The organism is Paracandidimonas soli (assembly GCF_004342005.1).
GTDB lineage: Bacteria > Pseudomonadota > Gammaproteobacteria > Burkholderiales > Burkholderiaceae_B > Paracandidimonas > Paracandidimonas soli.
On sequence record NZ_SMBX01000002.1, the window covers coordinates 170,254 to 191,609 of the forward strand.

Sequence of the window (21,356 nt, forward strand, 5' to 3'; positions counted from 1 at the left end):
AACGATGTCAGAACTCACATTTTCCGATGCGGGCGACGTCTGCATGATCAAGCGCAACGATTGGCAGATCATCGGCCTGGTCGGCTCGGCGCACGCCTGTTCCCATTTCTTCCAGTTGCTGCTGCCTACCCTGTTCCTGTCGTTGTCAGCGGAATTCGGGTTCGATTTCGTCCAGTTGGGGTTCCTGACGTCCGTCTTCTTCCTGGTGTCCTGCATGGGGCAGGCCAGTTCCGGGTTCGTGGTGGACCGCATCGGGCCGGTTCCCGTGCTGCTGTTCGGGCTGGGCTGCCTTATCGTCGCTGCCGTCATGATCGGCCTGGCGCCCGGGTATACCGTGTTGCTGCTGGCCGCGGCGCTGGGAGGCGTCGGCAACTCGGTATTCCATCCGGTGGATTATTCCATCCTGAACCATCGCGTCAGCAAACCGCGCCTGGGACATGCCTTCAGCGCGCACGGATTGACGGGCAACCTGGGGTGGGCGCTGTCGCCCGTCTTCATTTCCACCCTGACGCTGCTGTTCAACTGGCGCGTCGCCACGATCTGCGCCGGCCTGCTGGTTGCGGCTGTCATGGCGGCCGTCTGGCTCGGCCGGGATCGCTTGTCGGGACAGGCCCTGGGCGCGCTTCGCTCCGAAGAGGGCGGTGTTCCGGAAAAACCGGCGAAAGAGCCCCAGGCGCCCGTGGGCGTCATGCTTCGCACGCTGATGGTCCAGCCCGCGCTCTGGGGCGCATTCCTGTTCTTCGCCTGCACGGCTACCGCATGGTCGGGGGTGCAGCAGTACACGATTCCGCTGTTTACCGGCACCTACGGGATGGAAAAAGTTCTGGCCAGTGCTGCCTTGTCGAGCTATATGGTACTGTCGGCCCTCGGCATGCTGGCTGGCGGCTTCCTGGTGAGCGCATCGGCGCGCAATGAGCTCGTGCTGGCGATCTCCCTGGTGCTGGCGGGGGCGTTGCTGGCGGTTCTGGCAATGGGCGTCGTATCCAATTCCACGCTTGCCGTATTGCTTCTGGTGCTGGCGGGATTCGCCTCCGGCGTCTCCACCCCGTCGAGGGATATGCTGATACGGCGAGTCACGCCCAAGGGGTCGACGGGCTCGGTGTACGGACTGGTGTATTCGGGCATGGACGTGGGGTCTTCGCTCGGGCCGATCATGTTCGGCGCGATGGTGGATCATGGCTTGCGCGAAGGTCCGTGGTATGGTGCAGGGATCGCCTTTGCGCTGGCGGCATGGCTTGCCATCATGGTGGCGCGCTTCGGCGCGGCAAAGAAAACTGCGGCCCAGGGGGCGTAAAATACGGCGATAGCTAAAAGACGGCCGGCCATTGACGGCCGGCGTCTAGCTTCGCACTGAACAAATCTGCACTATTATTCCGTTATCTTCTGCTGGATTTGATACAGATCAATATAGATCTGAGACCAGCGGTTATAGTTCCTGCCATGCGTGCGCCTTCGATTTTTTCCCTTCCTCCCGCAAGTACGGACGAGCAGCGGCTTGCGCGCCGTCACATGCTGGCGCGGCTGAGCCTGGCCTGGCTTGCTGCCATGCAGGTCATGATGTTCGCCTTCCCCGGCTACCTGCGCGAATACGAAACCAATCTGGACAACCGGCTGATGCTGGACCAGGCCGTATTCATCATGAACTGGATCAGCTTCGCCCTGACCATGCCGGTCATGGTCTATTGCGCATGGCCCATCTGGGGCGGGGCGCTGCGCCGGATGCTGCAGGGTGGTGTCAGCATGGACGTTCCCGTTGCCCTGGGCATCGCGGCGGCTTTCCTGCCCAGCGCCTACGCCACCATGATCGGCTACGGGGAGGTCTACTTCGAGTCGGTCTGCATGTTCGTGGCCTTCCTGTTGACGGCAAGGTACCTGGAATACAGCGCCCGCGTGACATCCGGGCTTGCCGGCAGGCATCCCGTGCTGGCCGGCCTGCGCGAAAGGCTGTCCGCCAGCGCCAACAAGGTGGCGTTCTGGTTCGTGGTGATCCAGCTGGCGCTGGCGGTTGCCGTGGGCCTGGCATGGTATGTGCTGGATCCGGCGCATGCCCTCCCGGTCACGGTGGCGCTGTTCGTCATGAGCTGTCCCTGTGCCATGTCCATGTCCGTGCCCACGGCGCTTGCCGCATCCGATGCCGCATTGCTGCGCCGGGAGTCGCCATCCGACGCCGAAGTCGAGGCCGTGGCCAGGGCGGGGCAGCGTGTGGCGCGCCAGAACCTGTACGGCTCCATCGCCTGGCACCTCCTCATGACCCCGCTGGCTGCCATCGGGCTGGTGCAGCCCTGGCTTGCCACGGTATCCATGCTGGTTTCCTCGCTGGCGGTCGCGGCGAACGCCTGGTGGCTCTACCGCCAGCTGATCAGCCAGGACGGAGAAGGCGGCCTGCAGGCGGTGGCAGCCTGATGCGCGCCGTTCCGCCGTCCAGGAAGGAGGGGCCATGCTGGCAATGAGCCTGTTGCTGCCGCTGTCTTTTCTGTTCGTCCTGCTCATCGGCGCGGCCTTGTGGTGGGCCATTTTCTCGGGGCAGTTCGACGATGTCCAGCGCCACGGAGAGTCTATCCTGGATGACGACGATTCCGGGCAGTCCGATTCCGGCTGGCCGGGCGACTCGGGGAAGCAGCCTCCCGGTGGAACGTAATGAGATTGTAGTTTTTTTGCTTTTGTTGTTTTGATATGCATATTCCCCTTCTGCCAGTCTTGATCCATATCAAGGTTGCTGGAAGGGATGTGCAGGATAATTTATGGCGGCGTTATGATCGCTGATTATTTGTTTTTGGGGGAATCTCATGGGCACTTCCGATACCGTCGGAAAAAACGCCGAAGTCTTCAACTACGGGGTGGTGCGGCAGTTCGCCATCATGACCGTGGTCTGGGGCATAGTCGGCATGGCGGTTGGCGTACTGATCGCGGCTCAGCTCATCTGGCCTGAGCTCAATTTCAATACGCCCTGGCTGAGCTACGGACGCCTGCGTCCGCTGCACACCAATGCAGTCATCTTTGCATTCGGCGGCAGCGCACTGTTCGCTACGTCCTATTATGTCGTCCAGCGCACCTGTCAGGCCAGGCTGTTCTGCGACAAGCTGGCGGCCTTCACATTCTGGGGCTGGCAAATCGTCATCGTCGCGGCGGCCATCACGCTGCCGATGGGTTTCACGACGACCAAAGAATACGCCGAGCTGGAATGGCCCATCGACATCCTCATCACGCTGGTCTGGGTCGCATACGCCATCGTGTTCTTCGGCACCATCGTCAAGCGCCGGGTGCGCCATATCTACGTGGCCAACTGGTTCTTCGGCTCCTACATCCTGACCATCGCCGTCCTGCACATCTTCAATAACATCGAGCTGCCGGTTTCGATGTGGAAATCCTACTCGGCCTATGCCGGCGTGCAGGATGCCATGGTGCAGTGGTGGTACGGCCATAACGCCGTGGGCTTCTTCCTGACCACCAGCTTCCTGGGCATGATGTACTACTTCATTCCCAAGCAGGCGGAGCGCCCCATCTACTCCTATCGCCTGTCGATCGTCCACTTCTGGGCGCTGGCGTTCACGTACATGTGGGCGGGTCCGCACCACCTGCTGTACACGTCGCTGCCCGACTGGACGCAATCGCTGGGCATGACCTTCTCGCTGATCCTGCTGGCGCCTTCCTGGGGCGGCATGATCAACGGCATCATGACGCTGTCGGGCGCATGGCACAAGCTGCGCACCGACCCTATCCTGAAGTTCATGGTGACCGCGCTGTCGTTCTACGGCATGTCGACCTTCGAGGGCTCCATGATGTCGATCCGTTCCGTGAACGCCCTGTCGCACTATACCGACTGGACGGTGGGCCACGTGCACTCCGGCGCGCTGGGCTGGGTCGCCATGATCACGTTCGGCTCGCTGTATTACCTCATTCCGCGCCTGTACGGCCGTGTCGAAATGGCAAGGCCGCGCCTGATCGAGCTGCATTTCTGGGTGGCCACGCTGGGCGTCGTGCTCTATATCGCCTCCATGTGGATCGCCGGCGTCATGCAGGGCCTGATGTGGCGCGCAGTCGGCGCCGACGGCATGCTGACCTACAGCTTCGTCGAGGGGGTCAAGGCGACCTATCCGTTCTACATCATCCGTCTGTCGGGCGGCGTGCTCTTCCTGGCAGGCATCCTGATCATGGCATGGAACGTATATCTGACCGTCAAGGGCCAGGTCAAGGTCAACCCCGCCGTTCCGCTTCGCAACCCTGACGCACGCGATCCTTCGCTGGTCGGCCCCGCATCCGTGACTGCGTAAGGAGAGCAACATGAGCAATCACGAATCCAAGCGCTTTTCGCACGCCACGATCGAACGCAACACCGGACTGCTGATCATCCTGAGCATCCTGGTTATATCGTTCGCCGGCCTGGTCCAGATCGTGCCGCTGTTTTTCCAGCACTCCACCACCCAGGCTGTCGAGGGCGTGGAGCCCTACGATTCGCTGCGCCTGATCGGCCGCGACATCTACATCCGCGAAGGCTGTGTCGGCTGCCACTCGCAGCAGATCCGCATGCTGCAGTCCGAGGTGCAGCGCTACGGCCCGTACTCGCTGGCGGGAGAATCGGCCTTCGACCACCCCTTCCTGTGGGGCTCCAAGCGCACGGGTCCCGACCTGGCGCGCGTCGGCCAGCGCTACTCCGACGAATGGCATCGCATCCACCTGCGCGATCCACGCGCTGTGGTACCCGAGTCCAATATGCCCGCCTATCCCTGGCTGGCGAAGAACACGGTCGAAGGCACGAACGTACAGCGCCGCATGGAAGTCCTGCGCCAGCTGGGCGTGCCCTATACCGACGAGCAGATCGCCGCCGCTCCGGAAGCCCTGAAGGGCAAGACCGAGGAAGACGCGATCGTGGCGTACCTGCAGGGCCTGGGAGTCGCATCCCATGACGCTGCGGCCCGCTATATGGCAGGAGAAAAATGATCATGGCGCTTCTTAACGGAATTGTTACATTGATTGCGATGTTCACCTTTGGTGGCATCGTCTGGTGGGCGTTCTCTCGCGGTCGTGTCGAAGCCAATCGTGAGGCTTCCATGCTGCCGTTTGCGCTGCCTGATGAATCCCCCCGTGTTGAAAAAGAGGGTAGTCATGAGTGATTTTGTCAGTTCTTTCTGGAGCTACTTCATCAGCGCCATCGCGCTGGGGGGGATCGTCTGGTGCGTATGGCTGCTGTTCTCTCAGCGCGCCTGGCTGAAAAAGACCGTCGCGCAGGCGGAAGATACCGGCCACGTATGGGACGGCGACCTTACCGAGCTCAACAATCCCGTGCCGCGCTGGTGGACGGTCATGTATCTGCTGCTGTGCGCTTTTGCGCTGGCCTACCTGTGGCTGTATCCGGGCCTGGGCACCTACAAGGGGTGGCTGGGTTTCAGCTCGGCGGATCAGGTCCGCAGTGAGCAGGCAGCCCTGGCCGAGCGCATCCGTCCGGTATACGAGCGCTATACGCAGATGCCCATCGACCAGATCGCCTCGGATGCTGAAGCGCGCGCCATCGGCCAGCGCCTGTTCCTGAACAGCTGTGCGCAGTGCCACGGCTCGGATGCCCGCGGGGGCCCCAGCTTCCCCAACCTGACCGACGCCGACTGGCTGCATGGCGGCGAGCCCGAGCAGATCGAGCAGAGCATCGCCAAGGGCCGCCATGGCCTGATGCCTCCCTGGAAGGGCACGATCAGCCCGTCCGAGGCATCGGATATCGCGCAGTATGTGCGTTCGCTGTCCGGCCTGGCCGCCGATGCACTGCGCGTCGTTCCCGGCAAGCGCGGCTTTGATACCTACTGCGTGGCCTGCCACGGAGCGGAAGGCAAGGGCAATCCCATGCTGGGCGCTCCCAACCTGACGGATAACGTCTGGCTGCACGGCAGCAGCGAAGCCTCCATCGTGAACATCATCCTGAACGGCAAGGAAAACGTCATGCCGGCGCAAGAGCGCAATCTGACTCCCGAGCAGATCCGCCTGTTGACCGCATGGGTCTGGGGGCTGTCGCGCCAGGGCGGCGCGGCGCAGGCATCCAGGTAATCCATCACTGAGTTCCACATGCCCGCCCCAGGGCATGACTGCAGCGGCGATATCCTCAGCACATGGGCATATCGCCGTTGTCAATCTGGCGAATGCTCCTGACGACAGAAGGGTTATTTCGCCATGCGGCTGCAGGCAGCCAATGCTGCAGCCAGTCTTTTTCGCAGAAACAGGGGCCAGAAGCCATGAGTTCCGAGCAAGATCCATCGAACGCATTGCCGACGCAGCCAGAAGCCGCCGGAAAGCAGGATAATCCCGAAGTCCCAGCCTGGAGACCGCCAAAAATCACGAAGCCCAGGGGATCGTCTCCGCATGTCGAGAAGGCGCTGACCGATGTCCGCTCGAAGATCTATTCGCGCTCCGTGACGGGAATCTTTGCGCGCTGGCGTGTCATACTGGTCGTGCTGACGCAGGCGATCTTCTACGGCCTGCCATGGATCAACTGGAACGGCAGGCAAGCGGTCCTGTTCGATCTGGCCGAGCGCAAGTTCTACCTCTTCGGCATGGTGATGTGGCCGCAGGACGTCATTTACCTTGCCGTCCTGCTGGTACTGTCCGCTTTTTCCCTGTTTCTGTTCACGGCAATGGCGGGGCGGCTGTTCTGCGGCTACGCCTGTCCCCAGACGGTCTACACCGAGATATTCATGTGGGTGGAGCGCAAGGTCGAGGGCGATCGTGTCGCCCGCATCCGGCTCGACGAGCAGCCATGGAGCCTGCGCAAGGTCCGCATCAAGGCCACCAAGCACATCCTGTGGATTCTGATCGCCTGGTGGACGGGCTCCACCTTCATCGGCTATTTCGCCCCGATCCGCGAACTGGGCATGGATCTCTTCACGCTGTCGCTGGGCCCCTGGCAGTGGTTCTGGATGGTTTTCTATGCCGTCGCCACCTGGGGCAACGCGGGCTTCCTGCGCGAGGCCGTCTGCAAATACATGTGCCCCTATGCGCGCTTCCAGAGCGTCATGGTCGACCATGATACGTTTGTCGTGACCTACGACCACGTCCGCGGCGAGCCCAGGGGAGGCCGGTCGCGCAAGATCGACCACAAAGAGGCAGGCCTTGGCGACTGCGTCGATTGCAGCCTGTGCGTCCAGGTTTGCCCGACCGGAATCGATATCCGCGACGGCCTCCAATACATGTGCATCGGCTGCGGGGCCTGTGTCGACGTCTGCGACCAGGTCATGGACAAAATGAACTACGATAAGGGGCTGATACGCTATACCTCCGGCAGGGCGATCGAGGAACGCATGACGCAGTCCCAGGTCAGGAAGCGCATGCTGCGCCCGCGCGTCATCGTTTACATTGCCTTGCTCAGCCTGATCGCACTGGCGTTCGTGTATTCCCTTGCCACGCGCACGACCCTGAGAATGGACATCATCCGCGATCGGGGCGTGCTGGGCAGGGAAATCCCCGGCGGCCTGATCGAAAACGTCTATCGACTGCAGATGATGAACGCGGCCGAGGAGCCGGTGACGCTGACGCTGGGTGTCGAAGGCGCGCCCGGCCTGAGCATCTCTACCGCCCAAGGCGAAGAGAAGAGCATCCGCCTGGAGGCCGCATCGAATGCGCTGGTGCCCGTCGTGGTGCGCGTCCCGGCGGGAGAGTTGGAGCCGGGCCTGCACGACATCGTCCTGCGCGTGGATTCGGACGAGAGTTCGGGGCCGGGCCGGAAGGTTCTGGAGAAAACCCGTTTCTACGTACCGCAGTAATGAGGATTTTTAGGTGAATACCATGAATGAGCAGGCGGAAGGCGGCAAGCCCTGGTGGCGCGAACCCTGGCCCTGGATCCTGATGGCGGGGCCGGCGGTTGCGATCGTCGGTTGCGCCATTACCATCGTGCTGGCGCTGGAAGGCTCGGGCTTCGAGTCCGTGAACGACGGCGGCACCAAGCGTGGGCTGGTTGTCACAAAAGAGCCGGTGAAAACGGACGCTTCCATCAAGGACCCGACATCTGTAGAATAACCCTGGTCACAATGCGGAATTAAGGCTATGAATGGTCGTTTCCTGATGCGAGTGCTTTGGCCGTCTTTTCTGATGGCGGGAGTGACCGGGGCTGTCGTGTTCGCTCTCATCGATCCGTTGGACATACGGTTCCTGGGCCATCTTCAGACGGATGACCGGCAGGTCGTCTATGCAGGGGGATTTTTCCTGTTCTGGATCATGGCGGCGATATCCAGCGCCCTGACGCTGCAGATCGGAAAGCCCTCAAAGACTGACCGCAGCCCTTTGTTCGGCGACGACGAAGACGACTAAGCGCCGGATTTCCGGCGTGATGTGCGGCGGCATCCAGCCCGGACCTTGCGACGGGAGCGCGGCGGCTCAGTCCCCGCAGTCCGAGCCGGACAGGGCCTGCAGCGCCTGATAATCCAGCAGCTTGATTTCGCGCTGCTGTATCCGTATCAGACCTTCCCGTGCAAAGCGGGAAAAGAGGCGGCTGACGGTTTCCAGGGTCAGGCCAAGATAATTGCCGATTTCCTCGCGGCTCATGCGCAGGATGAAGTCCGTGGACGAATAGCCCAGCGCGGACAGGCGGTGCGACAAATTCAGAAGAAATGCCGCCAGGCGCTGCTCGGAGCGCAGCGAACCCAGGGACATGACCAGCCGGTGGGACCGATTGATTTCCTTGCTCATCAACCTGCGGAACTGCTGCTGCAGGGACGGCATGTGCATGGACAGCCGGTCCATGTCTTCCAGGCGCATGACACAGACCTCCGAGTCTTCCAGCGCGATGGCGTGCGAAGTCTGCTCGTAATTCAGAAGGCCGTCCATCCCGATGAGCTCCCCGGGCAGCAGGAAGCCTGTGATCTGCACCTGGCCGGTCGCGTCTTCCAGTTGCGTCTTGATGGAGCCCGAGCGGATCGCGTAGATGGCCTCCGCATGGTCGCCCAGATGGAAGAGGGCGGACCCTTTGGACAGGCGGATGCGTTCCTTGATGAGTTCGTCCAGCTTGATGACATCGTTGTGGGACATGCCCACGGGCAGGCACAGCTCGTTCAGCATGCAGGTTGAACAGCGGGTTGATTCAGGCGAGATCGGTATTTTCTTTTGCATACTGGAGCTTTGGGGGACGGTCATGAAGGGTGCTCTTACGTTCGGACATGCGCAGACAAGCTGCTGATGAATGCTGCGTGGCTGCCATGCGCATGCGGCAGGATAGTTCCCGTTTTGTAACAACTGGGCTGGAAATGCGCAGCCCTGGCCCTTCTTCCACTGCGCCGTACCGGCTGTCCTGCTACCAGATAGCGGTGGAAACACGTTGGACGTACGTCAAGGATACTTGAAATCGATGGCGTGCACGCCTCTATTATAAGGAATTTGGAATAAATAATAGTGCATGTTATGCGAGTAAAGTACACGCTGCATGCAATCGTTTGCGTCTCGACTACGACTGTCCCGGAGCAGGGAAGCCGCCTTGCAACGGAGCGACTGCCGGCGACTGAGGTCGGACAAGAAGACAGCAAGGTTCACCATCGATACACTGGTGGAAATGTTGAGCCGGGCAGGGAGGTCGGTTCGGCTGGCGATGGGCCGAGGACTGTTGGCCTGATCAGGTACGAGGCTTTTCGCCCCAGTGCGTGAAGCCGCTGTAGCGTTCCTTCAACAGATCGATGAACGACTTGACGCGCAAGGGCAGGTGGCGGCGTTCTGGAGTCAGCGCGAAAATCCCGTTGGGAGGGGCGGCGTATTCGTCCAATACCGTGACCAGCCTGCCGTCGCGGATGTCGTCATACACCTCCCACAAAGACCGCCACGACAGCCCGCATCCGGCCAGCGTCCATTCATGCAGCGAACTGCCGTCGCTGCAGGCCAGGTTGCCCTTGACGCGGATGGAGCTGACTCGTCCCTTGTGGCGCAGCAGCCAGCCCTTGCTCTGGTTGCCGCTGCCGTCAAATGACAGGCAGTTGTGCCGCAGCAGGTCGTCCGGCGTTTGCGGACGGCCGTGGCGTTCCAGGTAGGCGGGAGTGGCGACGATGACGCGGCGGTTGTCGGCCAGCCGGGTGCCTATATTTTGCGAGTCAGCCAGGTCGCCGATGCGGATGGCGCAGTCGTAGCGTTCCTCGATCAGGTCGACCAGGCGGTCACTGAGGTCCAGCGTGACTGTAACTTGTGGGTGCAGCGCAACGAATTCGGGCAGCAGCGGGGCCACGTGGCGCCGGCCAAAGCCCGCCGGGGCGCTGATGCGCAGGTGTCCGCTGGCCTCGGCGCTGCCCTGGGAAATACGGGATTCCGTTTCCTTCAGCTCGCGCAGGATGCGCTGGGCCTCTTCGAACAGGATTTCGCCCTCGGAGGTGAGGGCGATGCGGCGCGTCGAGCGGGTCAGCAGCTTGATGCCCAGCCGGGATTCCAGCGCATCCATGCGCCTGCCTATCATGGCGGGGGCGACGCCCTCGGCGCGCGCGGCTGCCGACAGGCTGCCCAGCATGGCGACGGAAACGAAGCTTTCCAGTTGTTTGAAATGGCTCATGTCGCGGCTTCCGTGCAACCTTGAAATCGGGGAATATGGCCGTATATATCCTTCATCCGGGCGAACCGCCCTCATTGAAAAGATACTTACGATCATGCGATTCGACAAATTTACCACCAGGTTCCAGCAGGCGATTGCGGAAGCACAGAGTCTGGCTGGGCGCAATGATAACCCCTACATCGAGCCGCTGCATGTCCTGGCCGCACTGTTGTCCGATGCCGATAGCGGCACCGGCAGCCTGCTGGCGCGCGCCGGCGCGGCCGTCAACAAGCTGATTCCCGCCGTGAACGCGGCTATTGCCGCGCTGCCGCAGGTGCAAGGCGCCGAAGGCTCGCAGCAGGCCAGCCGCGAACTGCAGGCTGCGTTCGTGCGCACCGACAAGGAGGCCGCCAAGCGCGGCGATTCCTACATCGCCAGCGAGCTGTTCCTGCTGGCCCTGCTGGACGACAAGGGCGAGGCCGGTCGCCTGCTGCGCGAAGCCGGCCTGCAGCGCAAGGCGCTGGAAGCCGCCATCGAGGCTGTGCGCGGCGGCGGCAATGTGTCCGACCAGGAAGGCGACTCCAACCGCGAAGCCCTGGCCAAATACACGACCGACCTGACCGAGCGCGCCCGTCAGGGAAAGCTGGATCCCGTCATCGGCCGCGACGACGAGATCCGCCGCGCCATCCAGATCCTGCAACGCCGCACCAAGAACAACCCCGTCCTCATCGGCGAGCCCGGCGTGGGCAAGACCGCCATCGTGGAAGGCCTGGCGCAGCGCATCGTGAACGACGAGGTGCCCGAGACCCTGAGGGGCAAGAAGGTGCTGTCACTGGATCTGGCCGCTTTGCTGGCCGGCGCCAAGTTCCGCGGCGAATTCGAAGAGCGCCTGAAGGCCGTGCTGAAGGAACTGTCGCAGGACGACGGCAAGACTATCGTCTTCATCGACGAACTGCACACCATGGTGGGCGCGGGCAAGGCCGAAGGCGCCATGGACGCGGGCAATATGCTCAAGCCGGCCCTGTCGCGTGGCGAGCTGCACTGCATCGGCGCAACCACGCTGGACGAATACCGCAAGTACATCGAGAAGGACGCCGCCCTGGAGCGCCGCTTCCAGAAAGTGCTGGTGGACGAGCCCGACGTCGAATCCACCATCGCCATTCTGCGCGGCTTGCAGGAGCGTTATGAGCTGCACCACGGCGTGGCCATCACGGATCCGGCCATCGTGGCGGCGGCGGAGCTGTCGCACCGCTACATCACGGACCGCTTCCTGCCGGACAAGGCCATCGACCTGATCGACGAGGCTGCGGCGCGCATCCGCATGGAGATCGACTCCAAGCCCGAAGTCATGGACAGGCTGGATCGCCGCATCATCCAGCTCAAGATCGAGCGCGAGGCCGTGCGCAAGGAGAGCGATGAGGCTTCGCAGCGCCGCCTGAAGGTCATCGAGGACGAGCTGGAAAAGCTGCAGCGCGAGTACAACGACTACGAGGAAGTCTGGAAGGCCGAAAAAGCGGCGGTCCAGGGTTCGCAGTCGATCAAGGAAGAGATCGAGCGCACGCGTGCCGAAATGGCCGAGTTGCAGCGCAAGGGCCAGTTCGACAAGCTGGCCGAGCTGCAATACGGCAAGCTGCCGGAACTCGAAGGCCGCCTGAAGGCTGCCGAAGCCGGGCAGCAGTCCAGCGAGCGGCCCAAGCTGCTGCGCACCGAAGTCGGCGCGGAAGAAATCGCCGAAGTGGTGTCGCGCGCAACCGGCATTCCCGTCTCGAAGATGATGCAGGGCGAGCGCGCCAAGCTGCTCGGCATGGAATCGGCACTGCACCAGCGGGTGGTGGGCCAGGACGAGGCGGTCAGCCTGGTGGCCGACGCCGTGCGGCGTTCGCGCGCCGGCCTGTCGGATCCGAACCGGCCCTATGGCTCGTTCCTGTTCCTGGGGCCGACCGGCGTGGGCAAGACCGAGCTGACCAAGGCGCTGGCGGGCTTCCTGTTCGATTCCGACGAGCACATGATCCGCATCGATATGAGCGAGTTCATGGAGAAGCATTCGGTGGCACGGCTGATCGGCGCGCCTCCGGGCTACGTCGGCTACGAAGAGGGCGGCTACCTGACCGAGGCTGTGCGGCGCAAGCCCTACAGCGTTGTGCTGCTGGACGAGGTCGAGAAGGCGCACCCCGATGTGTTCAACGTGCTGCTGCAGGTGCTGGACGATGGCCGCCTGACCGATGGCCAGGGGCGGACGGTGGATTTCCGCAATACTGTCATCGTGATGACGTCCAATCTGGGTTCGCAGCATATCCAGACCATGGCGGGCCAGCCTTACGAAGTGGTCAAGGAAGTCGTGTGGGAAGAACTCAAGACCTCTTTCCGTCCGGAGTTCCTGAACCGTATCGACGAAGTGGTGGTATTCCACTCGCTGGACGAGAAGCATATCGAGTCCATCGCAAGGATCCAGTTGCAGCGCCTGGGCGAGCGCCTGGCGCAGCAGGAGATGCGCCTGGAGGTGTCCGATATGGCGCTGACGCAACTGGCCAAGGCCGGTTTCGATCCGGTGTTCGGGGCGCGGCCGCTCAAGCGCGCCATCCAGCAGCAGATCGAGAACCCGGTGGCGCGCCTTATCCTGGAAGGCCGCTTCGGCCCGAACGATGTGGTGCCGGTGGACTGGCGCGACGGCAAGTTCGTGTTCGAGCGCACGCTGCAGTAAGGCGAAGGCCTTAGTCTGTTGCGTACGTAATGAGAGCCGGGTTTTGCCCGGCTCTCATTTTTCTGTAGCGGCGGCCATTTGCTTGGCCTGCGAAATGAATGCGCGGCTGGCGGGGGAGAGGTGGCGATTCTGGCGATAGACGATTCCGATGCGCCGTTGCGCGGATGTGTCGGAAAGCGGCTTGTACCGCAGCTTGCCCATTGGCAGGACGCTCAGCGGCAGTTTGGGCAGCACGGCGATGCCCAGGCCCTGCTTGACCAGCACGACGGCCGTCGTCATATGCGTGATGTCGTAATGCAGCAGCTTGGGCGCATGCGTCAGTCCGAGCGCCTGGTCGAACTGTCTGCGCGCGCTGGAGCCCGGCGAGAGCAGCACCAACTGGTATGAGAGCAGGTCGTTCCAGGAGACCGAATCGTGTTCTCCTATGGGATGGCCGGGCGGGAACACCACGCAGAACGTATCGTCCACCAGCGGCTCGAACATCATGTCCGCCATGTCGCCCAATTGCGCGGCAATCGCAAATTCCACTTGATTCGTGCGCAGCATGTCCAGCAACTCGTCGTTGTACGCCTCGACGATTTTCGGCTCCAATCCCGGATGGCTGCCGCGCAGCGCGGCCAGCGTGGGCGGCACCAGCACAAGGGAGGCGGAAGGCAGGGCGCCCACGACGACCTGGCCTCGACGGACCGCGGCCAGGTCTTCCATGCTGCGATAGGCTTCTTCGAGGTCGGCGATGGGGCGCTGGATGCGGTCGCGCAATTCCACGCCGGCCGCCGTCAGCGCAATGGCGCGCGTACTGCGTTCGAACAGCTTCAGGTCGAGCACTTGCTCCAGGTCCTGGATCAAGGCGGTGAATGAGGGCTGCGTCACCCCGAGGCGGTTGGCTCCCAGGGTGAACGAGCCTGTTTCCACGGCGTACAGGAAAGCCTTGAGGGACCGGTATTTGATATTGAGAGCCATGGAGCCTGAGATTCAATAATTAGTTATAGACTAATAATAGCTAATTAATATCGAATTGTGTCTATGCATGAGGTCGGGCATGATGGCCGGAGTTTGTGACAACTCACGGAGACATCCCACTATCATGGCCACTACCGTCAAACCCTTTCTGATCGGCAGCATTGTTCGAGACACGAGCGGCAATGCAGGTGTCATTACCTCCATCAATCCGGCCGATGGCAGCATCGCGGGGCAGGTCGTGCGCGCGACGCCCGAAGATGTCGATACTGCGGTGCGGGTTGCGTGGGATGCATTCCGCAACAAGCCGTGGCGCAAGCTGCGCCCCGATCAGCGTGCATCGATCCTGTTCGAGATCGGCCGCAGGATCCTGGCCGAGCGCGAAAGCCTGGCGCGCTTGCAGATGCTCGACAGCGGCAAGCCGTACAAAGAATGCATGAACATGGTGACCTCGGCCGCCAGTTATTTCCGCTACTACGCTTCGGTTTGCGAAACCTGGCAGAATGAAGTGACCTCGCCGCGCGGCGAATATTTCTCGATGGCGCTGGCCGAGCCTTATGGCGTCGTCGCCTGCATCACGCCCTGGAATTCTCCGATCATGAACGAGGCGCAAAAGGCCGCGCCCGCGCTGGCGGCCGGCAACGCCGTGATCATCAAGCCGTCCGAGGAAACGCCGCAGCTTGCGCTCGAACTGGTACGCATCTGCACCGAGGCGGGCCTGCCGGAAGGGCTGCTGATTGCTTTGCCCGGCTATGGTGAAGACGTGGGCGCGGCGCTGGTCAAGCATCCCGGCGTGCGCATGGTGTCGTTCACCGGAGGTACCGAGACGGGCCGGGCCATTGGCGCGATCGCCGGACAGCGCCTGATTCCGGTCGGACTGGAGCTGGGCGGCAAGTCGCCCCATATCGTCTTCGAGGATGCCGACCTGGATCGCGCGGTGGCGGGCGTGATGTCGGGTATCTTCGGCTCGGCGGGACAAAGCTGCGTGGCGGGCTCGCGCTTGTTCGTGCAGAAATCGGTCTACAAGAAAGTGCTGGACGATCTGGCGGCGCGTACCCGCGAAATCCGCGTACGCCTGCCCGATGATCCGGAAGTCCAGATGGGCCCCCTGGTTTCGGCCGCGCATCGCGACAAGGTCGCCGCATGCGTTGACCTGGCCCGCAGCGAAGGCGGTTCCATCCTGGTCGGAGGCAATATGCCGAGCGAGCAGCCTTTCGACAAAGGCATGTTCTATATGCCGACCATTGTCGATGGCCTGAGCAATGCTTCGCGTTCGGCCCAGGAAGAAATCTTCGGTCCCGTGCTCGTAGCCATTCCGTTCGAGGATGAAGCCGATGTCGTGGCGCAGGCCAACGATACGGTATTCGGATTGGCCGCGGGCATGTGGACTGGCGACTATGCCCGCGCATGGCGCGTCGCCCGCGAGATCGAGGCCGGTTCCGTCTGGATCAACACCTACAAGCAATCCCATATCGCCACGCCCTTTGGCGGCTTCAAGGACAGCGGCATCGGCCGTGAAAAAGGCCTGCATGGCCTGCGTCTGTACAGCCAGGTAAAGAGCGTGTTTTTTGGCATGCATGAAAAAAGCATGTCCCTATAGTCCCCAATGAAGGAGAGGCAAATGAAACTCAAGACATATTTTTCCCTGGTACTGACAGGCGCGGCCCTGGCCGTTTCGGGCGCTGCCCAGGCGTGGCCGGATCGTCCGATCGAACTGGTGGTGGGCTTTGCGCCGGGCGGCGGCACAGACATCACCGCCCGCACGCTGGCCAAGTTCTTGGAAGACGAACTGGGCAAGCCGGTTACCGTGATCAACAAGCCGGGCGCATCGGGCGCCATCGGCCTGGCTTACGTCGGCCGCTCCAAGCCCGATGGCTACACCATCGGGATGACCAATATGCCCGGCCTGGTCAGCCTGCCTATCGAGCGCGATGCCGGATTCACTCTGGACAGCTTTACCTATCTGGGCAACCTGGTTCGCGATCCCAGCGCGTTCAGCGTCACCATGGACTCGCCGTACAAGTCCGTGAAGGACATCATCGAAAAGGCGAAGGCGAGCCCTGAAGAGATCAGCTATGGCTCGACTGGCGTGGGCACCGACGATCACCTGGCGCTGGTCCTGTTCGAGGACGAAACCTCGGCCGACCTGAACCACGTTCCCTACAACGGCGCCGGCCCGCTGCGCAACGCCGTGCTGGGCGGCCATACCGCCGTCGGCGGCATGAACCTGGGCGAGGCCATGCCTTACCATGGCAAGAACCTGCGTATCCTGGCGCAGGCAAGCGAAGAGCGCTCGCCGCTCGCTCCCGACGTTCCCACGTTCAAGGAGCAGGGCGTCGATCTGGTGTTTGCCTCCGAGCGCGGTATCGTCGGCCCGAAAGGCATACCCGAGGACGTGACCGCGAGCCTGCGCGGCGCACTGAAGAAGATCGCCGCCACCCCCGAGTTCCAGAAACACATGCAGCAGCAGTTCACTGAAATGGACTACTTGGACGGCGACGAATGGCTGGCCCGCCTGAAGGCGGCGGACGAACGTTTCCGCAAGCTGTGGCTGGAAACCCCCTGGACGGAATAAGAGCAAGAGCAGGAATCCTATGAGTGCAAAGCAAGTCGCCCTTTATGGGCTGGGCAATATGGGTTATCTGGTGGCCGAGCGGATCGCCAGGAAGTTTCCTGTTCAAGTTGCGGATTTGAACAAGCAGGCGGTCGAAAGAGCTCGGAAAGAGTTCGATGCGCGTCCTGTCTCGACGCCTGAAGATCTGGAGCAGACCAGCGTGGTCGTACTGTGCCTGCCCAGCCCGGCAGCATCGCAGGCGGTGCTGACGCAGATTGCCCCGCATTTGCCCAGGAATGCCGTGGTGGTCGAGACCAGCACGGTCAACCCGTCCGATATCCATGCCAGCGCGCGCATTCTCGACAAGTTCGGCATTCCGTTGATCGATGCATCGATCATGGCCGGAGTCAGCCAGATGGCCGCCGGAACTGCGATGCTGCTGGTCGGCGGCGACAAGGGTGCCCTGGACGCATGCGATGACGTGCTCGCCGCCATCTCCGACAAGCGCATTCACTTCGGCCCCGCAGGCTCGGGGGCCGCCGCAAAAGTGATCAACAATGCCGTGGCGCACGCAGTGATGGTTGTCGTCGCGGAAGCGGGCTCCATGGCCACAGCGGCGGGGGTGGATTGCGAAAAGCTTGTGGGCCTGCTGGCCGACAAGCAGATGGGGCTGCACCGCCCGCTGACGCATCGGTACGCCGAGCGCATCATGCAAGGCAATTATGAAGGCGGCATGCCACTGGAGGCCGCGCGCAAGGATTCCGTTCTGGCGCTGGAGCTTGCGCAGTCGCTGAAGGTGCCTCTGTTCGCCATCCAGGGCGCGCACAGCGTCTATGAAATGGCGCTGGCTGCCGGTTATGGCCGGGACGATTATGCGGCCGTCGCCAAGATATGGAATGACTGGGGTTGCCCCGCAGTGCCGGCGAAGGCGGCTGGCCGGGCATAAGCCGCCTGGCGGTTCCCGGAGCATGCGATCCCCGTGGATGCATTTGCATCTGCGGGGATTTTTGCTGGAGCGCCACGGTGCCGGGGAGAACTCTTGCGCTATTCGGGCCTAGTGGCGTTGGCGACGCATATCCGCCAATGGCTTGCCACCGGAAGCATCACTTTCCGCTTGCGGGCGGTGCGGGCATCGCCTCGAGCTCGTCCTTGCCGTAGAACTTGACGCCGATCTGGATGCGCTCGCGGCCTTGGCTGCGGCGCCAGCGGTTGGTGTCGCGCAGCGAATAGACACAGCCGCAGTATTCCTGCTGGTAGAACTGCTCGCGCTTGCTGATTTCCAGCATGCGCTGCGCGCCGCCGCCCTTGCGCCAGTTGTAGGTCCAGTAGAGCATGTCGGGGTAGCGCGCGGCCGCGCGTTCGCCGCAGCCGTTGATCTGGTTCATGTCTTTCCAGCGCGAGATGCCCAGCGAGCTGGTGATGGTGTCGAAGCCGTGCTCGTGGGCATAAAGGGCGGTGCGCTCGAAGCGCATGTCGAAACAGACCGTGCAGCGTTCGCCGCGTTCGGGCTCGTCTTCCAGGCCCTTGACGCGCTCGAACCAGTTGTCGCGGTCGTAGTCGGCGTCGATGAATGGAATATTGTGCTTTTCCGCGAAACGGATGTTTTCGTTCTTGCGGATTTCGTATTCGCGGTCGGGATGGATGTTGGGATTGTAGAAATAAATGGCGTACTCGATGCCGGAGAGCGTCATGGCTTCCATGACTTCGCCTGAGCAGGGCGCGCAGCACGAGTGCATGAGCACCTTGCGGCGTCCTTCGGGCAAGGAGAGCAGCGGACGGGTAGTGGTCGTGTTCATGAGCAGTATTTTACCGCCGGGTTGCTCCAAGGCAAAAGCGCCTCTTTTCAGGCGAGACAGGCCGTCCCCAAAGAGGCTTCCGTTGTTCCCTATGCACCGATGACGTGGTTCCAAAGCTTGATGACGGCATTGCGTTCCGCCAGCAACTGGTCCTGGCCGATCCTGACCTTCTCGGCGCCCTGCAGGCGCAGGGCGTGCTGCATGCGGCGGAAGGTGCGGTAGGCGTCGGCGACCGGGATGGCGAGGTCAGCAGGGATCAGTCCGGCCTGGCCGGCGATGCCGAGCAGCGCGATATTCCCCAGGTTTTCCAGCAGGATGGGATGCTGGTTGGAACACATCAGCACCAAGTATTGGGTAATGAATTCGATGTCCACCATGCCGCCGCGGTCGTGCTTCAGATCGAAATCCGCTGTCGGGTTGGGATGGCCGGCGCTGATACGCTCGCGCATGCTGCGGATTTCGTTCTTCAGGGCTTCCGCCTCGCGTGGGCGCAGCAGGATCTCCCTGCGCAATGCCTCCAGTTTGGCGCCGATGGCCGGGTCTCCCGCGGCGTAGCGCGCGCGCGTGAGGGCCTGGTGTTCCCAGGCCCAGGCGCTTTCCTTCTGGTAGCGCTCGAAAGCGTCCACGGAAACCGCCAGCAGCCCCGCGTCCCCGTCGGGCCGCAGCCGCAGGTCGATGTCGTAGAGGCGGCCCGACGAGGTCAGTGTGGAAAGCCAGGAAACGATCCTGCGACCCAGGCGGGTATAGAGTTCCGTGGCGTCTTCGCGCGTATCCTGGTACAGGAAGACGAGATCGAGGTCCGAGGCGTAGCCCAGCTCCTTGCCGCCGAGGCGGCCGTAGGCCAGGATGGCGAAATGGGGCGGTTCCAGCTGTGCCAGATCGGTTCCCTTGGGCTGCACCAGTGGCCAGACGCGCTGGATGGTTTCCCGCAGCAGCAGATCGGCCAGGGCGGAGAGCTGGTCGGCCAGGGCTTCGATGCTGAGGATGCCCTCCAGGTCCTGGGCCAGCAACTGGAAGGTGGTTTGCCGCTGGCAGTCGCGCATGAGATTCATCTGTTGCTCGACATCGGGCCGGCCGTCGGGCAGCAGGCAGGCGTCCAGGTCGCTCTTGAGCTGTTGAGCGACCTGTGCGAGATCAAGCGGCAGCATGAGCGAGCGCCATTCGATCAGGCCGTCAAGCAGCAGCGGATAACGCTCCAGGTACTGGGAGGCCCAAGGGCTGGCGCTGACAATGCGGGCGACACGAGCCAGCGTGTCGGGATATTCGGCCAGCAGGGCGAGATAGGCACTGCGCGGCGCAATCGCTTCCACCAGGTCCAGCAGGCGAGTGGCGGTCTGGACGGGATGCGCAGTCGAGGCGGAGGCTTCCAGCAGGCGCGGCATCAGGGCCTTGACCCTGTCCCGGCTGGTGCGCTGCAGGCTGCGCAGCCTGGGACTTTCCAGCAGCGTCTGCATGCGCTGTCCGATGACGCCGCAGTCCTGGCCCAGGCAATCCTGCAGCCTGGTCTCCAGATCGGCCTCTGGCGCCGGCTCGGACGATGCGGTTTCAGGGTCCTGCATGCCTGCGATGCGAAAGGCGTTGCGGAAAGCCTGGGATACGAAGCTGCGATGCGCCTGCAGCGTCTCTTCGAAGGCTTCGGGAGACATCTGCATGCTGGCGGCAAGCTCTTGCCGCAGTCCGGCATCCCTGGGCAGCAAGTGCGTCTGTTCGTCCTCTCGATATTGCAGCCGGTGCTCGACGCGCCGCAGGAAGACATAGGCGGCTTCCAGCCTGTTCGCGTCTTCAGGCGGCATGACCCCGGCCCGGCGCTGCTTGTACAAGGCAGCCTGAAGCGAGCGCTGCTGCAGCGAAGGTCTGCGCCCGCCCCGGATCAACTGGTTCAACTGGACGACGAATTCGATCTCGCGTATGCCGCCTTCGCCCAGTTTGATGTTGTGCGTGGCATCGATGCCATTGCGGGCCAGCGCGCGGCGCTGCCAGTCCTGGCGGATGCGCTCGCGCAAGCTGCGCAGGGCGGCCAGGGCGTCGAAGTCGAAATACTTGCGGTAGACGAATGGGACGCGCAGGGCTTCCAGCTGGTGCCATTGCGCCGACGGGTCACTGCCTTCGAAGGCGCGGCAAAGGATGGGCCTGGCCTTCAGCCAGGCATAGCGCTCCCATTCGCGGCCTTGCGCGACGAGGTAGTTTTCCAGAGCGTCCAGGCTCCAGGCGAGCGGACCGGAGTCTCCGTCGGGCCGCAAGCGCAGATCGGTGCGGAACACTTGCCCGAAGGCATCGATTTCGGACAGGACCGGCATCATGCGCTGGACGACGCGGCCATAGAATTCGTGGTGGCTGAGGCTGCGCCTGCCGTTCGTTTCTCCTTCTTCGCCGTAAAGGGCAATCAGGTCGATATCGGAAGAGACATTGAGCTCGCGTCCGCCCAGCTTGCCCATGCCCAGCAGCAGCAGCTCCTGGGGCTTGCCCGTGGCGGGATCCAGGGGAGTGCCGTGCGTGGCGGCCAGCTCCGCAGCTGTCAGTTGGTAGGCTTCGGAGACGGCGAGGTCGGCCAGCGCGGACATGGCCGCGACGACTTCGTGCAAGGGAGCCAGCCCGGCAATATCACGGACCATCAAGGTGAAAAATACGCGTTCGCGCAACTGGCGCAGGACGCGGCGGATCATCGTGGCCGGCGGTTCGCTGTCCGCTGCGGCGCCTTTCAGTTCGTCCAGCCACAGAGGAATTGTCTTGCGCGTCACAGGATGCTGCGCCGCGCTTTCCAGCCACAGGCTGAAGGCCGGATTCGCATCCAGTTTGCGGCGAAGCACGCCGGACCAGCGCAGGGCGGGCTCTACTATAATCAGTTCGGACATGGGTGATAATGACATTCGTTAT

General features: G+C 62.6%; 19 protein-coding genes. 14 read left to right on the forward strand and 5 right to left on the reverse strand.

From position 1 onward, the window contains the following. Positions 1 to 4: 4 nt before the first annotated feature. The 10 genes from EV686_RS04500 (at position 5) to EV686_RS04545 (ending at position 8,283) form a co-directional block, all read left to right on the forward strand. Positions 5 to 1,294 (forward strand): MFS transporter, encoded by a 1,290-nt coding sequence (locus EV686_RS04500; protein WP_132473975.1) that lies wholly within the window; start codon positions 5 to 7, stop codon positions 1,292 to 1,294. A gap of 146 nt (positions 1,295 to 1,440) precedes the next feature. Continuing rightward, a complete protein-coding gene (locus tag EV686_RS04505) occupies positions 1,441 to 2,403 on the forward strand; it encodes a P-type ATPase actuator domain-containing protein (RefSeq protein ID WP_132473977.1) in 963 nt (320 codons plus the stop codon). A gap of 34 nt (positions 2,404 to 2,437) precedes the next feature. Continuing rightward, positions 2,438 to 2,638 (forward strand): cbb3-type cytochrome oxidase assembly protein CcoS, encoded by a 201-nt coding sequence (ccoS, locus tag EV686_RS04510; protein WP_132473979.1) that lies wholly within the window; start codon positions 2,438 to 2,440, stop codon positions 2,636 to 2,638. A gap of 148 nt (positions 2,639 to 2,786) precedes the next feature. Continuing rightward, a complete protein-coding gene (ccoN, locus tag EV686_RS04515; RefSeq protein WP_132473981.1) occupies positions 2,787 to 4,271 on the forward strand; it encodes a cytochrome-c oxidase, cbb3-type subunit I in 1,485 nt (494 codons plus the stop codon). 10 nt (positions 4,272 to 4,281) lie between these two features. Next, positions 4,282 to 4,938: a cytochrome-c oxidase, cbb3-type subunit II gene (gene ccoO, locus EV686_RS04520; protein ID WP_132473983.1), complete on the forward strand. Its 657-nt coding sequence runs from the start codon at positions 4,282 to 4,284 to the stop codon at positions 4,936 to 4,938. A gap of 2 nt (positions 4,939 to 4,940) precedes the next feature. Continuing rightward, a complete protein-coding gene (locus tag EV686_RS04525; protein ID WP_207901702.1) occupies positions 4,941 to 5,111 on the forward strand; it encodes a cbb3-type cytochrome oxidase subunit 3 in 171 nt (56 codons plus the stop codon). After that, positions 5,104 to 6,030, forward strand: coding sequence for a cytochrome-c oxidase, cbb3-type subunit III (gene ccoP, locus EV686_RS04530; RefSeq protein WP_132473985.1), 927 nt, complete (start codon positions 5,104 to 5,106; stop codon positions 6,028 to 6,030). Before EV686_RS04525 ends, ccoP begins: the two co-directional genes overlap by 8 nt. 185 nt (positions 6,031 to 6,215) lie before the next feature. Then, the gene (ccoG, locus tag EV686_RS04535; protein WP_132473987.1) at positions 6,216 to 7,739 is read left to right on the forward strand and encodes a cytochrome c oxidase accessory protein CcoG; all 1,524 of its coding nucleotides are present in this window, start codon (positions 6,216 to 6,218) and stop codon (positions 7,737 to 7,739) included. Positions 7,740 to 7,761: 22 nt separating this feature from the next. Next, positions 7,762 to 7,992, forward strand: coding sequence for a hypothetical protein (locus EV686_RS04540; protein ID WP_132474853.1), 231 nt, complete (start codon positions 7,762 to 7,764; stop codon positions 7,990 to 7,992). Positions 7,993 to 8,019: 27 nt separating this feature from the next. After that, on the forward strand, positions 8,020 to 8,283 hold the full coding sequence (locus tag EV686_RS04545) for a hypothetical protein (RefSeq protein ID WP_132473989.1): 264 nt from the start codon (positions 8,020 to 8,022) through the stop codon (positions 8,281 to 8,283). 66 nt (positions 8,284 to 8,349) lie between these two features. Here EV686_RS04545 and EV686_RS04550 read toward each other — a convergent pair whose 3' ends face one another. After that, a complete protein-coding gene (locus EV686_RS04550; protein WP_132474855.1) occupies positions 8,350 to 9,081 on the reverse strand; it encodes a helix-turn-helix domain-containing protein in 732 nt (243 codons plus the stop codon). Positions 9,082 to 9,577: 496 nt separating this feature from the next. Continuing rightward, complete coding sequence (locus EV686_RS04555) at positions 9,578 to 10,495, reverse strand: LysR family transcriptional regulator (RefSeq protein WP_132473991.1); 918 nt, start codon at positions 10,493 to 10,495, stop codon at positions 9,578 to 9,580. Between the two features lie 94 nt (positions 10,496 to 10,589). Between EV686_RS04555 and clpB the strand changes: the two genes are divergently transcribed. After that, on the forward strand, positions 10,590 to 13,175 hold the full coding sequence (gene clpB, locus EV686_RS04560) for an ATP-dependent chaperone ClpB (RefSeq protein WP_132473993.1): 2,586 nt from the start codon (positions 10,590 to 10,592) through the stop codon (positions 13,173 to 13,175). 54 nt (positions 13,176 to 13,229) lie between these two features. On the opposite strand, the gene EV686_RS04565 is transcribed toward clpB, so the two are convergent. Beyond that, positions 13,230 to 14,135, reverse strand: coding sequence for a LysR family transcriptional regulator (locus tag EV686_RS04565; RefSeq protein WP_132473995.1), 906 nt, complete (start codon positions 14,133 to 14,135; stop codon positions 13,230 to 13,232). Positions 14,136 to 14,259: 124 nt separating this feature from the next. Here EV686_RS04565 and EV686_RS04570 point away from each other — a divergent pair, with 124 nt between their 5' ends. From EV686_RS04570 to EV686_RS19050, 3 genes are read left to right on the forward strand one after another with little or no spacing between them, the layout of a single operon-like run. Beyond that, positions 14,260 to 15,732 (forward strand): aldehyde dehydrogenase, encoded by a 1,473-nt coding sequence (locus tag EV686_RS04570; protein WP_377748121.1) that lies wholly within the window; start codon positions 14,260 to 14,262, stop codon positions 15,730 to 15,732. A 21-nt stretch (positions 15,733 to 15,753) separates the two neighbouring features. Beyond that, positions 15,754 to 16,707 carry a tripartite tricarboxylate transporter substrate binding protein gene (locus tag EV686_RS04575; protein WP_132473997.1) on the forward strand — a complete coding sequence of 318 codons (954 nt, stop codon included), beginning with the start codon at positions 15,754 to 15,756 and terminating at the stop codon, positions 16,705 to 16,707. A gap of 19 nt (positions 16,708 to 16,726) precedes the next feature. Next, positions 16,727 to 17,632 (forward strand): NAD(P)-dependent oxidoreductase, encoded by a 906-nt coding sequence (locus EV686_RS19050; RefSeq protein ID WP_132473999.1) that lies wholly within the window; start codon positions 16,727 to 16,729, stop codon positions 17,630 to 17,632. A 157-nt stretch (positions 17,633 to 17,789) separates the two neighbouring features. Here EV686_RS19050 and EV686_RS04585 read toward each other — a convergent pair whose 3' ends face one another. Together EV686_RS04585 and glnE are read right to left on the reverse strand one after the other, a co-directional pair. Beyond that, a complete protein-coding gene (locus tag EV686_RS04585; protein WP_132474001.1) occupies positions 17,790 to 18,482 on the reverse strand; it encodes an epoxyqueuosine reductase QueH in 693 nt (230 codons plus the stop codon). Positions 18,483 to 18,571: 89 nt separating this feature from the next. Next, positions 18,572 to 21,334, reverse strand: a complete 2,763-nt coding sequence (gene glnE / locus EV686_RS04590; protein ID WP_132474003.1) for a bifunctional [glutamate--ammonia ligase]-adenylyl-L-tyrosine phosphorylase/[glutamate--ammonia-ligase] adenylyltransferase — start codon at positions 21,332 to 21,334, stop codon at positions 18,572 to 18,574. Positions 21,335 to 21,356: the final 22 nt, after the last annotated feature.

Excerpts from the sequence above, each read along its gene's own strand:
- EV686_RS04570 (WP_377748121.1), top strand. The coding sequence starts at position 14,260 with ATGGCCACTACCGTCAAACCCTTTCTGATCGGCAGCATTGTTCGAGAC.
- EV686_RS04505 (WP_132473977.1), top strand. The coding sequence starts at position 1,441 with ATGCGTGCGCCTTCGATTTTTTCCCTTCCTCCCGCAAGTACGGACGAG.
- ccoS (WP_132473979.1), top strand. The coding sequence starts at position 2,438 with ATGCTGGCAATGAGCCTGTTGCTGCCGCTGTCTTTTCTGTTCGTCCTG.
- EV686_RS04565 (WP_132473995.1), bottom strand. The coding sequence starts at position 14,135 with ATGGCTCTCAATATCAAATACCGGTCCCTCAAGGCTTTCCTGTACGCC.
- ccoN (WP_132473981.1), top strand. The coding sequence starts at position 2,787 with ATGGGCACTTCCGATACCGTCGGAAAAAACGCCGAAGTCTTCAACTAC.
- EV686_RS04540 (WP_132474853.1), top strand. The coding sequence starts at position 7,762 with ATGAATGAGCAGGCGGAAGGCGGCAAGCCCTGGTGGCGCGAACCCTGG.
- EV686_RS04585 (WP_132474001.1), bottom strand. The coding sequence starts at position 18,482 with ATGAACACGACCACTACCCGTCCGCTGCTCTCCTTGCCCGAAGGACGC.
- EV686_RS04555 (WP_132473991.1), bottom strand. The coding sequence starts at position 10,495 with ATGAGCCATTTCAAACAACTGGAAAGCTTCGTTTCCGTCGCCATGCTG.
- glnE (WP_132474003.1), bottom strand. The coding sequence starts at position 21,334 with ATGTCCGAACTGATTATAGTAGAGCCCGCCCTGCGCTGGTCCGGCGTG.
- ccoP (WP_132473985.1), top strand. The coding sequence starts at position 5,104 with ATGAGTGATTTTGTCAGTTCTTTCTGGAGCTACTTCATCAGCGCCATC.
- EV686_RS04525 (WP_207901702.1), top strand. The coding sequence starts at position 4,941 with ATGGCGCTTCTTAACGGAATTGTTACATTGATTGCGATGTTCACCTTT.
- EV686_RS04550 (WP_132474855.1), bottom strand. The coding sequence starts at position 9,081 with ATGCAAAAGAAAATACCGATCTCGCCTGAATCAACCCGCTGTTCAACC.
- ccoO (WP_132473983.1), top strand. The coding sequence starts at position 4,282 with ATGAGCAATCACGAATCCAAGCGCTTTTCGCACGCCACGATCGAACGC.
- ccoG (WP_132473987.1), top strand. The coding sequence starts at position 6,216 with ATGAGTTCCGAGCAAGATCCATCGAACGCATTGCCGACGCAGCCAGAA.
- EV686_RS19050 (WP_132473999.1), top strand. The coding sequence starts at position 16,727 with ATGAGTGCAAAGCAAGTCGCCCTTTATGGGCTGGGCAATATGGGTTAT.
- EV686_RS04500 (WP_132473975.1), top strand. The coding sequence starts at position 5 with ATGTCAGAACTCACATTTTCCGATGCGGGCGACGTCTGCATGATCAAG.
- EV686_RS04545 (WP_132473989.1), top strand. The coding sequence starts at position 8,020 with ATGAATGGTCGTTTCCTGATGCGAGTGCTTTGGCCGTCTTTTCTGATG.
- EV686_RS04575 (WP_132473997.1), top strand. The coding sequence starts at position 15,754 with ATGAAACTCAAGACATATTTTTCCCTGGTACTGACAGGCGCGGCCCTG.
- clpB (WP_132473993.1), top strand. The coding sequence starts at position 10,590 with ATGCGATTCGACAAATTTACCACCAGGTTCCAGCAGGCGATTGCGGAA.